Annotated in this window: 8 protein-coding genes; 4 read left to right on the forward strand and 4 right to left on the reverse strand. The window is 62.0% G+C overall.

The genetic code is table 11. From position 1 onward, the window contains the following. Positions 1–118 precede the first annotated feature (118 nt). Positions 119–1,357 carry an SGNH/GDSL hydrolase family protein gene (locus N2A41_RS18315; RefSeq protein WP_260109423.1) on the forward strand — a complete coding sequence of 413 codons (1,239 nt, stop codon included), beginning with the start codon at positions 119–121 and terminating at the stop codon, positions 1,355–1,357. Between the two features lie 373 nt (positions 1,358–1,730). Further along, on the forward strand, positions 1,731–2,048 hold the full coding sequence (locus tag N2A41_RS18320; RefSeq protein ID WP_260111071.1) for a GNAT family N-acetyltransferase: 318 nt from the start codon (positions 1,731–1,733) through the stop codon (positions 2,046–2,048). Positions 2,049–2,141: 93 nt separating this feature from the next. Here N2A41_RS18320 and N2A41_RS18325 read toward each other — a convergent pair whose 3' ends face one another. Together N2A41_RS18325 and gltB are read right to left on the reverse strand one after the other, a co-directional pair. Then, on the reverse strand, positions 2,142–3,596 hold the full coding sequence (locus tag N2A41_RS18325; RefSeq protein WP_260109424.1) for a glutamate synthase subunit beta: 1,455 nt from the start codon (positions 3,594–3,596) through the stop codon (positions 2,142–2,144). Between the two features lie 227 nt (positions 3,597–3,823). Beyond that, on the reverse strand, positions 3,824–8,548 hold the full coding sequence (gene gltB / locus N2A41_RS18330) for a glutamate synthase large subunit (RefSeq protein WP_260109425.1): 4,725 nt from the start codon (positions 8,546–8,548) through the stop codon (positions 3,824–3,826). A gap of 539 nt (positions 8,549–9,087) precedes the next feature. On the opposite strand from gltB, the gene N2A41_RS18335 reads away from it, so the two are divergent. Further along, complete coding sequence (locus N2A41_RS18335) at positions 9,088–10,140, forward strand: threonine aldolase family protein (RefSeq protein WP_222280394.1); 1,053 nt, start codon at positions 9,088–9,090, stop codon at positions 10,138–10,140. Positions 10,141–10,194: 54 nt separating this feature from the next. Here N2A41_RS18335 and N2A41_RS18340 read toward each other — a convergent pair whose 3' ends face one another. After that, the gene (locus tag N2A41_RS18340) at positions 10,195–11,049 is read right to left on the reverse strand and encodes a LysR substrate-binding domain-containing protein (protein WP_222384556.1); all 855 of its coding nucleotides are present in this window, start codon (positions 11,047–11,049) and stop codon (positions 10,195–10,197) included. Between the two features lie 45 nt (positions 11,050–11,094). Here N2A41_RS18340 and N2A41_RS18345 point away from each other — a divergent pair, with 45 nt between their 5' ends. After that, on the forward strand, positions 11,095–12,144 hold the full coding sequence (locus N2A41_RS18345; RefSeq protein WP_032985735.1) for a bile acid:sodium symporter family protein: 1,050 nt from the start codon (positions 11,095–11,097) through the stop codon (positions 12,142–12,144). A 76-nt stretch (positions 12,145–12,220) separates the two neighbouring features. Here the strand turns inward: N2A41_RS18345 and N2A41_RS18350 are convergent, their stop codons facing one another. After that, positions 12,221–12,691, reverse strand: a complete 471-nt coding sequence (locus N2A41_RS18350; RefSeq protein WP_017967865.1) for an Hsp20 family protein — start codon at positions 12,689–12,691, stop codon at positions 12,221–12,223. Between the last annotated feature and the right edge of the window lie 354 nt (positions 12,692–13,045).

The raw sequence follows: 13,045 nt of genomic DNA on the forward strand, positions 1-13,045 counted from the left end.
GAAATAGGGCATGATACCGCCCGAAAACCCCACACACTTTTCGGCATGATGCTCTACAACAGGCAGAACCGTGACCTAGATAAGAGCGGGGGTGGACGCTGGCCTACCCACGTGCAAGATGCCGGCAGATGCGGAACTGCCCATGACTGAGAAAACTGATCGGACCCGTAAAATCCGTTGGCTCGTGCTCGCCTTGACGGCGGCTTCGCTATGCCTTGGCGCCCTTGCGCCGGTGCATGTCGCCGAAGCCCAGGAGCAGCGCTATCAACGCCGATCGATCCTCGATTTCTTTCTCGGCCGGCGCTATCTCGATGACGGGCCGCAAGCCCCTGACGTCCAGCAGCCGAGACGCCAGCAGCGCAAACGCCTGCCGGCGCCGAAGGCCATCATCAGTACCCGCACCGCGCCGCCGGTCCGCGCTCCCATACAGGAGGAGCCGGCGGTGCAAAAGCTCGGCGACGCCCGGACGATCCTGATCGTCGGCGATTTCCTGGCCAGCGGCCTCGGCGACGGCCTCACCGCCGCCTTCGAGACCTCACCGGGTGTGGTCGTCGAAGCCCGCGGCAACGTCTCCTCGGGTCTTGTCCGCGACGATTATTACGACTGGCCGGAACAGCTGCCGAAGATGATCGACGAGCTGAAGCCGGCAATGGTCGTCGTCATGATCGGCGCCAACGACCGCCAGCAGATGGTGACCGACACCGCCAAGGAAAAATTCCGTACCGACGGCTGGTTCAGTGAATACCGCCGTCGTGTCCTTTCCTTCGGCAAGGAAGTCACCGGCCGCAAGATCCCGCTGCTCTGGGTCGGCCTCCCCGCCTTCGAATCCGATTCGATGACGGCCGATGCCGTCCAGATGAATCAGCTTTACCGCAACCAGGTCGAAAGCATCGGCGGCGAATTCGTCGATATCTGGGATGGTTTCGTCGATGAAAACGGCAATTTCATCGTCACCGGTTCGGATGTGAACGGTCAGCAGGTGCGCCTGCGCACCTCCGATGGCATCAACCTGACCCAGGCCGGCCGGCGCAAACTTGCCTTCTATGTGGAAAAACCGGCGCGGCGTCTTCTCGGTACGCAGGCAAGCCCCGACCTGGTCCGGCTCGACTCCAGCAATCTGCCCGGTCTCGGCCTTCCAGCCAATCCGGTCGAACATACCGTGCCGATCAGTCTCTCCGATCCCAATCTCGACGGCGGCGCCGAGCTTCTCGGCGCCAGGCCGCCGCCGCCGACTTTGACGCGATCGCCGCGCGATCTCCTGGTCGAGCAGGGCGAAATGACGCCAGCACCTCCCGGCCGCGTCGATGATTACCGCCTGCCTGTGGCAAAAGCGCCGGCCGAAGTCTCGGTCAAGTGAAAAGCGCCGTCTGAGGTCCAAACGTGCTCGCAGCGGGACTTTGCGGGCGGCATCCTTGCAAAGAACGTCTGCGTAAGACATTTTATGCCTCGATCGTCTCAGGACATCCACTTTCGTGACGTCGCCGAAATTCAATCAAGCATTGGCAGGCATTGGGTTGATGGGCTCTTTCGTGATCAGACGTGCGTGCCAATCGGATGCGGGAGCCTTGTCCAAATTCGCCGCAAGGCTATTCCGTGCAACCTACAGCAGCAACACGGCAGCCGCCGATCTTGACGCCTATATCTATTAGAATTTCAACAGGGAACGTCAGGAAGCGGAGATTGTCGATCTCTCAGCCGCTGTTTTCCTGGCGACGACCGATGATCTCATCATCGGATTTGCACAAGTCGTTGTGGGGTCAACCGAAAGTCGCTCGGCTCTTCTCAACCGGATTTACATAGATGCCGAATGGAGAGGAAGCGGATTGGCGAACGATCTTCTCGATACGGTTGTGAGTGAGTCGGCACAGCGCGGCGTTACGCGACTTGAACTAACCGTGTTCGAGCGAAACGCGCGAGCAATAGCGTTCTATAAGCGGGCCGGATTTGCGGCAACCGGGAGCACCACGTTTGCGGTCGGCGACGACTTGCAGACCGACGTCGTGATGGAAATGGACTTGGAGGCGCGGTTTAAGCGCAGACCAACCTAGCCCATTTCGCATGTTCTGGCTTTCGCGCCAAAATCAAAAAACTCCGCCGGAAAGGCGGAGTTCGTGTCTTCGGGAAGTGTGCGCAGCCGATGGTCAGTTCGGCAGTACGGTCGAGCCCATCAATTCCTCGTCGATGGCGCGCGCTGCCTGGCGGCCTTCACGGATCGCCCAAACCACCAGCGATTGGCCGCGGCGCACGTCGCCCGCCGTCCAGAACTTGTCGACCGAAGTCTTGTAGTCGCGGTCGTTGGCGACGACGTTGGTCGAGCCGCGCTTGTCGGTGTTGAGCGTCAGCTTGCCGTCGAGCTCCTTCAGCACGCTTGTTGTGAACGGGCCGCGGAAACCGATGGCGATGAAGGCGAGATCGGCGCGGATGACGAATTCCGTGCCTGGAACCGGCCGCCGGCGCTCATCGACCTCGCAGCATTTGACACCGGTCAGCACTCCGTCTTCGCCGACGAATTCAAGAGTGGCCACCTGGAATTCACGCACCGCACCCTCGGCCTGCGAGGAGGAGGTGCGCATCTTCGTCGCCCAGAAAGGCCAGACGGCAAGCTTGTCTTCTTTCTCCGGCGGCTGCGGCCGGATGTCGAGCTGGGTAACCTTGACGGCTCCCTGGCGGAAGGCCGTGCCGACGCAGTCCGAAGCCGTATCGCCGCCGCCGACAACGACGATATGTTTGGCGCCGGCAAGGATCGGGTCCGACGGCCAGCCGACGCTGTCGATGTTCTCGCGCCCGACGCGGCGGTTCTGCTGCACGAGATAGGGCATCGCATCATGCACGCCCGCAAGGTCGGTGCCTGGGATACCCGCCTCGCGCGGCGTCTCGGAGCCGCCGCAGTAGAGGACGGCGTCGTGATCGGCGAGCAACTGCTCGACCTTGACGTCGACGCCGACATTGACGCCGCAATGGAAGGTGACACCCTCGCCCTTCATCTGCTCGACGCGGCGGTCGATGAAGTTCTTCTCCATCTTGAAATCCGGAATACCGTAACGCAGCAGTCCGCCCGGCTTCGTCTCGCGCTCGTAGAGATGCACCTCGTGGCCGGCGCGGCCGAGCTGCTGGGCGGCCGCCATACCCGCCGGGCCGGAGCCGATCACGACGACCTTCTTGCCGGTATGGACCGTGGCCGGCTGAGGCCGGATGAAGCCGAGCTCATAGGCCTTGTCGGCGATCGCCTGTTCGATCGTCTTGATGGCGACCGGCGCATCCTCGAGGTTCAACGTGCAGGCTTCCTCGCAGGGCGCCGGGCAGACGCGACCGGTGAACTCTGGAAAGTTGTTGGTCGAATGCAGGTTCTGGATCGCCGCTTCCCAGTTGTTGTTGTAGACGAGGTCGTTCCAATCGGGAATCTGGTTGTGAACAGGGCAGCCGGTCGGGCCGTGGCAATAGGGGATGCCACAGTCCATGCAGCGCGCGGCCTGTTTCTGCACTTCCGGGTCCGACATCGGGATCGTGAACTCGCGGAAATGACGGATACGATCCGACGCGGGCTGGTACTTCGCCACCTGCCGGTCGATTTCCAGAAACCCTGTTACCTTACCCATGTTTTCGTCCCTTACCCTCATGACTGCCTCACCGCAGCCAATCTGTCTATCGTCAGTCCCGGTACCCGGGGCAAGTTGCTTGTCTTGACCGTCATTGGATCATATCCCCTGCAAGACATCCGTGCGATCTGAACAGCCTTCGTCGTCGGCGTGATCGTCACGGGTCATTGAGATATTGTCGTCATCCGTCACCTGCAGTCAGCAGGTGACGGATGTCCCGGTGCCATTCATTCCGCGGCGATGCCCATCCGGCTGCGCTCCATTTCCTCGAGCGCACGACGATATTCGACCGGCATGACCTTGCGGAACTTCGGACGGTAGTCGGCCCAGTTGTCGAGTATCTCAGTGGCGCGGGCCGAGCCGGTATAGTGCAGATGGTTGGAGATCAGCTGGTAGAGGCGCTCCTCGTCATGGCGCGTCATGTCGCCAGAGACGTCGACGCGTCCCTTGTGCATGAGGTCGCCGCCGTGGTGGTGCAGCTTCTCCAGCATGTCGTCCTCCTCGGGCACCGGCTCGAGCTCGACCATCGCCATGTTGCAGCGGCTGGCGAAATCGCCGGCTTCATCGAGCACGTAGGCAACACCGCCGGACATGCCGGCTGCGAAGTTACGGCCCGTGGCGCCGAGCACGACGACGACGCCACCGGTCATGTATTCGCAGCCATGGTCGCCGACACCTTCGACGATGGCGATCGCGCCTGAATTGCGCACGGCGAAACGTTCGCCCGCCACGCCGCGGAAATAGCATTCGCCCTCAGTCGCACCATAGAGCACGGTGTTGCCGACGATGATCGAGTCCTCGGCCACGATCCTCGAATTCTCCGGCGGCCGGATGATGATCTTGCCGCCCGAAAGGCCCTTGCCGACATAGTCGTTGCCGTCGCCGATCAGGTTGAAAGTGACGCCGCGCGCCAGGAAGGCGCCGAAGCTCTGCCCCGCCGTGCCGCGAAGCGTCACGTTGATCGTGTCTTCCTTCAGACCGCGATGGCGATAACGCTTGGCGACCTCGCCGGAAAGCATCGCGCCCACCGACCGGTCGACGTTCTTGATGCCGACTTCGAAGGCGACGGGCGTCTTGGCCGTCAGTGCCGGCTGCGCCTGCTCGATCAGCACGCGGTCGAGAATATCGTCGATCGGGTGCTTCTGCCGGCTCGTCCAGAAGGTCTCTTCCTTGGGAGCGTCGACCTTGTGGAAGATACGGCTGAAATCGAGGCCCTTTGCCTTCCAGTGGTTCAGCATCTCGTCCTTCTCCAGAAGCTCCGAGGCGCCGATGATCTCGTCGAGCCGGGTGAAGCCCAGCGAGGCGAGGATTTCACGCACTTCGTTGGCGACGAAGAAGAAATAGTTGATGACGTGCTCCGGCGCGCCCTTGAAGCGCTTGCGCAGCACCGGATCCTGGGTCGCCACACCCACCGGACAGGTGTTGAGATGGCACTTGCGCATCATGATGCAGCCGGCGGCAATCAGCGGCGCGGTGGCAAAGCCGAATTCGTCGGCTCCGAGCAGCGCGCCGATAATGACGTCGCGGCCGGTCTTCAGCCCACCGTCCACCTGCAGGGCGACACGCGAGCGCAGCCCGTTCAGCACCAGCGTCTGCTGGGTCTCGGCAAGGCCGATTTCCCAGGGGCTGCCGGCATGTTTCAGCGACGTCAGCGGCGACGCACCCGTGCCGCCGTCGAAGCCGGCGACCGTAATATGGTCGGCGCGTGCCTTGGCGACACCGGCGGCAACCGTGCCGACGCCGACTTCCGAGACGAGCTTGACCGAAACATCGGCGGTCGAGTTGACGTTCTTCAGATCGTAGATCAGCTGCGCCAGATCTTCGATCGAATAGATGTCGTGGTGCGGCGGCGGCGAGATCAGGCCGACACCCGGTGTCGAGTGGCGGGTCTTGGCAACAGTCGCATCGACCTTGTGACCGGGCAGCTGGCCGCCTTCGCCGGGCTTGGCGCCCTGCGCCACCTTGATCTGCAGCATGTCGGCATTGACAAGATATTCGGTGGTGACGCCGAAGCGGCCGGAGGCGATCTGCTTGATCGCCGAACGTTCCGGGTTCATCGAACCATCGGCCAGCGGCATGTAGCGGTCGGATTCCTCACCACCTTCGCCGGTGTTCGACTTGCCGCCGATCCGGTTCATGGCGATCGCCAGCGTCGTATGCGCCTCTCTGGAGATCGAGCCGAAGGACATTGCGCCCGTCGAGAACCGCTTGACGATATCGGCCGCCGGTTCGACCTCGTCGACCGATACCGGCTTGCGGCCGAGCGCTTCGGCGCTCTTGATCTTGAACAGCCCGCGGATCGTGTTCATCCGCAGCGCCGAGTTGTTCACCATCTCCGCGAATTCCTGGTAACGGTCCTCGGCATTGCCGCGCACGGCATGCTGAAGGGCCGCGACCGCATCCGGCGTCCAGGCATGGCTTTCGCCGCGCATGCGGTAGGCATATTCGCCGCCGATGTCGAGCGTCGTGGCAAGAAGCGGATCGGTGCCGAAGGCCGCGTTATGGCGGGCGACGGTTTCTGAGGCGATCGCCTCGAGGCCGACGCCTTCGATCATCGTCGCGGTTCCGAAGAAATACTTGTCGATCAGTTCCGACTGCAGGCCGATCGCATCGAAGATCTGCGCGCCGCAATAGGACTGGTAGGTCGAGATGCCCATCTTCGACATGACCTTGAGGATGCCTTTGCCGACTGCCTTGATGTAGCGGTAGACGACTTCGGAAGCATCCACTTCCTTCGGGAATTCGTCTTTGGCATGCATGTCGAGCAACGTGTCGAAGGCAAGATAAGGGTTGATCGCCTCGGCGCCGTAGCCGGCGAGCAGGCAGAAATGGTGGACCTCGCGCGGCTCTCCGGTCTCGACGACGAGACCGACCGAGGTGCGCAGCCCCTTGCGGATCAGATGGTGATGCACGGCAGCGGTGGCGAGCAACGCGGGAATCGCGATCCGGTCCGGCCCGATCTGGCGGTCGGAGAGCACGATGATGTTGTAGCCGCCCTTGACGGCCGCCTCTGCGCGCTCGCAGAGCCGGTCGAGCATCTCGGGCATGCCTTCGGCACCACGCTCGATGTCATAGGTGAAATCGAGCGTCTTGGTGTCGAAACGATCTTCCGTGTGGCCGATCGAGCGGATCTTTTCGAGATCGCCATTGGTCAGGATCGGCTGACGAACCTCGAGCCGCTTGGCGTTCGCCGCCCCCTCGTGGTCGAGAATGTTCGGCCGCGGGCCGATGAAGGAAACCAGGCTCATAACCAGTTCCTCGCGGATCGGGTCGATCGGCGGGTTGGTCACCTGCGCGAAGTTCTGCTTGAAATAGGTGTAGAGCAACTTCGGCTTTTCCGACATCGCCGAGATCGGCGTATCCGTGCCCATCGAGCCGATCGCCTCCTGGCCCGTCGTCGCCATCGGCGACATCAGGATGCGTGTATCCTCGAGCGTATAGCCGAAGGCCTGCTGGCGGTCGAGCAGCGACACGTCGCGGCGCAGCGCCCGCGGCTCCACCGGCTTCAGGTCTTCGAGGATCAGCTGGGTGCGGTTGAGCCAGCTGCGATAGGGATGCGCCGTCGCCAGCTGCGACTTCACCTCATCGTCGGAGATGATGCGGCCTTCTTCCATATCGATCAGCAGCATCTTGCCCGGCTGCAGGCGCCACTTCTGGATGATCTTCTCCTCCGGAACCGGCAGCACGCCGGCTTCGGACGCCATGATGACGCGGTCGTCATCGGTGACCAGGTAGCGCGCCGGCCGCAGGCCGTTGCGGTCGAGCGTCGCGCCGATCTGCTTGCCGTCGGTGAAGGCGACGGCAGCCGGCCCGTCCCAGGGCTCCATCAGCGCCGCATGATATTCGTAGAACGCCTTGCGTTCGGCCGTCATCGACTGGTTGCCGGCCCAGGCTTCCGGGATCAGCATCATCACGGCATGCGCCAGCGAATAACCGCCGCGCACTAGGAATTCGAGCGCATTGTCGAAGCAGGCCGTGTCCGACTGCCCCTCGTAAGAGATCGGCCAGAGCTTGGAAATGTCCTCGCCGAACAGCGGCGAGGAGACCGACGCCTGGCGCGCCGCCATCCAGTTGACGTTGCCGCGCAGCGTGTTGATCTCGCCGTTATGGGCGACCATACGGTAGGGATGCGCGAGCTTCCACGACGGGAAGGTGTTGGTCGAGAAGCGTTGATGCACCAGGGCGACCGCGCTTTCGAAGCGCGGATCCGACAGGTCCTTGTAGTAGACGCCGACCTGATAGGCCAGGAACATGCCCTTGTAGACCACAGTCGCCGACGACAGCGATACCGGATAGAAATTGCTCTCCTCGCCGTCGAACTCGTCATAGATGCGGTTGGAGATCACCTTGCGCAGCGTGAACAGCCGGCGCTCGAACTCGTCGTTGTTTTCGGCGTCCTCGCCGGCGCCGATGAAGACCTGCACATGATGCGGCTCGGTTGCGGCAATGGCCGGCGCCTTGGAGAGCGAGGAATTGTCGACCGGCACGTCACGGAAGCCGATGAAGACCTGACCTTCCTCGGTGATGACGTCCTTGATCACCTTCTTGAAATGCTCGATCTGCTTTTCATCGCGCGGCATGAAGATATGGCCGACACCATATTCGCCGACCGGCGGCAGGGTGATGCCCTGCTCGGCCATCTCCTCGCGGAAGAAACGGTCGGGGATCTGCACCAGGATGCCGGCGCCGTCACCCATCAGCGGATCGGCGCCGACGGCGCCGCGATGCGTCAGGTTCTCGAGGATGAAAAGGCCATCCTTGACGATCTGGTGCGACTTCTCACCCTTCATATGGGCGACGAAGCCGACGCCGCAGGCATCATGTTCGTTGCGCGGATCGTAGAGGCCCTGCTTCTTCGGCAGGCCGGAGGCGGATTTGGACATATTGGCCGTCGCGCGCAGCTCAGCAGCAGCAAACCGGTCAACTTCCATGGATGGCGTCTTCGTCATCATCTTTCCTCCTGTCGAAGCCCGCGCGGTCGCGGGCGGCTTTTCGTCCCGCGCCGCAACCCGAAGATAGGTTCGGCGCATGACAGCGCTGTTGCATTGTGAAGATCGGCCGCAGACATCTGCTTTAAAGGAAAGCAAACCGTCGCGTTCCGCGCCTGCCATTCGCCTCCGCGCGCCACCCCTTAAGGCTTGACGCTCGGAAGAACTATAGCGTGAAAGCCGGTCTGTTCCAGGGCTTTCGGCGCCTCTTCGGTCATAAAGGCCAGAATAGGACAGCAACACTGTCCTAATTCATCAGTTCTATGCCAGAAAGCATTCGGCTCTGCAAGAGCGCTCCGTCAAAAAACGTCAATTTGCGACGGAAGATTGCCTATGTAGCGGCGATGACGAAAGAAAATTACGTTGTAACGTATTATTTTGTTTATTGATTGCGTAGTTCAATTTCCGTGATGTGTCGCCGGCGACAACCTTGATCCTGCGAAGCTTTGGCGTAATGTCCGCTGCGGACTTGCCAACCCCTTCCTTTCCAACGGTTTCCCCACATGTTCTTTGCTTCCGATAACTGGGCCGGCGCCCACAAATCCATTGCCGAACGTCTGCTGACGGAATCGACCGGCTTTGCCGCCGCCTATGGCGCCGGCGATCTCGACAGAAAGGTCGAAGCTCGTTTTTCCGAGATCTTCGAGCGTGAGGTTTCGATCTTCTTCGTCGCCACCGGCACAGCCGCCAACTCGCTGTCGCTCGCAAGCGTCCAGCGCCCCGGCGGCATCACCTTCTGCCATTCGGAAGCCCATGTGATCGAGGATGAATGCGGTGCGCCGGAATTTTTCTCCGGCGCCGCCCGTCTCGTTGCCGTTGACGGCGAAGCCGGCAAGATCGATCCGGCGAAGCTTTCTGAAAAGATCGCAACCTTTCCCGAGGACGCCGTCCATCACGGCCGCGCCAGCGCCGTGACCATCACCCAGGCGACCGAGATCGGCACCGTCTATTCCTTGCCGGAGATCGGCGAGATCGCCGCCATCGCCAGAAAGCGCAGCCTGCCGCTCCACATGGATGGTGCCCGCTTTGCCAACGCCCTGGTCGCACTTGGCGCCACCCCGGCCGAGATGACCTGGAAGCGCGGCGTCGACATGCTCTCCTTCGGCGGCACCAAGAACGGCTGCTGGTGCGCCGAGGCGATCGTCTTCTTCAATCCGGATCAGGCGCGGGAAATGCCCTTCATCCGCAAGCGCGCCGCCCAGCTCTTCTCCAAGTCGCGTTTCATCGCCGCCCAGTTCGACGCCTATTTCGAAAACGGCCTCTGGCTCGATCTTGCCCGTCATTCGAACGGCATGGCCGACCGGCTGCGCGCCGGCATCGGCACGAGCAATTCCGCCCGCCTCGCCTGGCCGACCGCATCCAACGAAGTCTTTGCCGTCGTCAGCAAAAGTGCCGTAAAAACCGCGGAGGAAAAGGGCGCGAAATTTTACGAATGGCCGGTCCCGGCGGCAACGCCCGAACTCGTTTCCGAAAGCGAAACCCTGATCCGCCTCGTCACCAGCTTCGCGACGACCGAAGCGGATGTCGATGGTTTCCTGAAATGCCTGGCCGCTTGATCGCCGGCGCGAAAGGCTTGCCGGCCCGGCGGGCCTTTCGCTGCCGGCAAGGACTCACGCCGACCTCAGCCCCCTCACCTTCTGCAGAATATCCTCCGACAGGGCCGAGACCAGCGCCTGGTTCGCGCCCTTGCGCGGAACCAGCACGAATTCCACATCCTCCAGCACCGGAAGTCTTCCCGCAGTGATTTCCTTCAGCCCTGAGGGCGCCATGCTGCGCGGCTGCACCAGCACCCCCATCCCGGCCCGGGCCGCTGCCGTCAGCCCGCTCAAGCTGCCGCAGGTACAGACGATCCTCCACGGCACCCCGTTTCGACCGAGCGCTTCGAGCGCGATCACTCGCGTGACGCTCGGCGGCGGAAAGGCGATCAGTGGCAGAGGGCCGGAGGCGAGCACACGCTCTGGATCACGCGCCAGCCAGACGAGCGGCTCGCGATAGACGAGCTTTCCGCGCGCATCGCCGAGCCGGCGCTTGGCGAGCACCAGATCGATCTCGCCATTGTCCTGCATCTCGTAGAGAACGCCGGAAAGCGCCACAGTCAGCTCAAGGTCGACGGAGGGGTGCGAACGAACGAAATCCTCGAGCACCGCCGGCAACTGACTGGTGACGAAATCTTCCGACACGCCGAGCCGCAGGCTGCCGCGCAGGCTGTTGTTCTTAAACAGCGACTGTATCTGCCCCTCGATCGAAAGCATGGCGCGCGCATGCAACAGCAGCGCCTCGCCATCGCCGGTCAGCATCACCTTATGCGTGTCGCGCGCCAGCAGCTTGCGCCCGAGTGCCGTCTCCAGCCGCTGGATGTGCTGGCTGACGGTCGACTGACCGAGGCCGAGCCTCTCTGCCGCGAGCGTGAAACTGCCCATCTGTTCGACAGCAACGAAACTGCGCAATTGCGAAAGGTCTAGCATGATCCAGTTTCTCGATAACTGTTATTCCTTGCATCCTGGATCATAATGGACGACAGAACAATGATTGTTTTATCACGCCGCGAGATCGCCATGCGCCGCTTTCTGCCCGATACATTCACCATCCTGCTTGTCTGCACCGTCATCCTCGCCTCGCTGCTGCCGGCGCGCGGCACATTCGCGCATTATTTCGGTATCGCCACCGACCTTGCCATCGCGCTGCTGTTTTTCCTGCACGGCGCCCGCCTGTCGCGCGACGTCGTCATATCAGGCCTGCTGCACTGGCGCCTGCATCTCGTCATTCTGCTGACGACCTTCGGCATCTTCCCGCTGCTTGGCATGGCGCTCGGACTGATCCCCGACACGATCCTGCCGCAGCCGCTTTATCTCGGCATCCTCTTCCTCTGCGTGCTGCCCTCGACGGTGCAGTCGTCGATCGCCTTCACCTCGATGGCGGGCGGCAACGTGTCGGCCGCCATCTGCTCGGCCTCGGCATCCAACATCTTCGGCATGTTCCTGACACCGCTGCTCGTCGGCCTGTTGTTTTCCGTCGGCGGCCACGGCGGCTTCTCCTTCGACGCATTAGAGCAGATCCTGCTGCAGTTGCTCGCCCCGTTCATCGTCGGCCAGATTCTGCAGCCCTGGATCGGCGACTGGATTCGCGCCAAGAAGAAGATCCTGATGCCTGTCGACCGCGGCTCGATCCTGATGGTCGTCTATCTCGCCTTCAGCACGGCTGTGGTCGAAGGTCTGTGGCACACCTTCTCGATCGCCGATATCGCCGTCGTCATCGTCGCCGACATGGTTCTGCTGGCAATTGTCCTGGTACTGACGATGTTCGGCAGCCGTTGGCTGGGCTTCAACAAGGCCGACGAGATCACCATCACCTTCTGCGGCTCGAAGAAGAGCCTTGCAAGCGGCGTGCCGATGGCGAACGTCATCTTCGCAGGCCAGTCGATCGGCGCGATCGTGCTTCCGCTGATGCTGTTCCACCAGATCCAGTTGATGGTCTGCGCCGTCATCGCCCAGAAATACGCCGCCGCCGCGGCCCGCCGCGCAACGGACGAGGAAATCGACGAAGCCGCCAGCCCGGCATGAAGCATGTCGCGCCAAGCGGCAATAAAAAACGGCGCCCCCGATGGAGCGCCGTCCGTTTCATCCTACAAGGATCTGATTAGCCGTTGATGATCTGCGCTTCGATGGCCTTCGGAGCCTCGACCGGTTCTGCAGCAATCGTAATCTTGCGGGGCTTCATGGCCTCGGGAATATTGCGCAGAAGGTCGATGTGCAGCAGGCCGTTCTTCAGCGAAGCAGCGGTCACCTCGACATGGTCGGCAAGCTGGAAGCGGCGCTCGAAGGCACGCTTGGCAATACCGCGGTAGAGGAATTCGCCGCTTTCGGCAGGTTCCTCGTGCTTTTCACCCTTCACGGACAGGACATGGGCATGGGCTTCGATCGAAAGTTCGGTCTCGTCGAAACCGGCAACGGCCATGGTGATGCGATAGGTGTTTTCACCGGTGCGCTCGATATTATAGGGCGGATAGGTCTGCGCCTGCTCCGGCTGGGCAAGACTGTCGAGCATGGTGAAGAGCCGGTCGAAACCGACGGTCGAACGATAAAGGGGAGAGAAGTCTACGTGACGCATGATGTCCTCCTGTGGAAGCGACGTGTTGCGATGAAATGCCCCTGAAACCCCATCTTTGGCGGCCTCGGGGCGGTTGCGCAGGCCCTTTCCGGCACCCGCAGAAAGGAGATGGTGATGGGATTTGACGAGTTCAAGACCTTTCCGGAATCGCCTTGATCGGCCCGTGAACCCCGCATGAACGACCGGTTCGGAGCGCGTTCAGGCGCATTCGCCTAGAAATTTCGGCGTCGGGTGAATCTGGTCCCGATGGCTGAAGTGCATCGTCCCTTCTTCTTCAGTCTCAACTTCGGCCGGCCGCGAGCACCCTCATGCTCCTGCCGGCCCTTTTCCCCCACCGCTTTCCAAGCCGGGTGC

This window comes from Rhizobium sp. SRDI969, assembly GCF_025152725.1.
Taxonomy (GTDB): domain Bacteria; phylum Pseudomonadota; class Alphaproteobacteria; order Rhizobiales; family Rhizobiaceae; genus Rhizobium; species Rhizobium leguminosarum_I.

Excerpts from the sequence above, each read along its gene's own strand:
- N2A41_RS18315 (WP_260109423.1), top strand. The coding sequence starts at position 119 with ATGCCGGCAGATGCGGAACTGCCCATGACTGAGAAAACTGATCGGACC.
- N2A41_RS18325 (WP_260109424.1), bottom strand. The coding sequence starts at position 3,596 with ATGGGTAAGGTAACAGGGTTTCTGGAAATCGACCGGCAGGTGGCGAAG.
- gltB (WP_260109425.1), bottom strand. The coding sequence starts at position 8,548 with ATGATGACGAAGACGCCATCCATGGAAGTTGACCGGTTTGCTGCTGCT.
- N2A41_RS18335 (WP_222280394.1), top strand. The coding sequence starts at position 9,088 with ATGTTCTTTGCTTCCGATAACTGGGCCGGCGCCCACAAATCCATTGCC.
- N2A41_RS18340 (WP_222384556.1), bottom strand. The coding sequence starts at position 11,049 with ATGCTAGACCTTTCGCAATTGCGCAGTTTCGTTGCTGTCGAACAGATG.
- N2A41_RS18345 (WP_032985735.1), top strand. The coding sequence starts at position 11,095 with ATGGACGACAGAACAATGATTGTTTTATCACGCCGCGAGATCGCCATG.
- N2A41_RS18350 (WP_017967865.1), bottom strand. The coding sequence starts at position 12,691 with ATGCGTCACGTAGACTTCTCTCCCCTTTATCGTTCGACCGTCGGTTTC.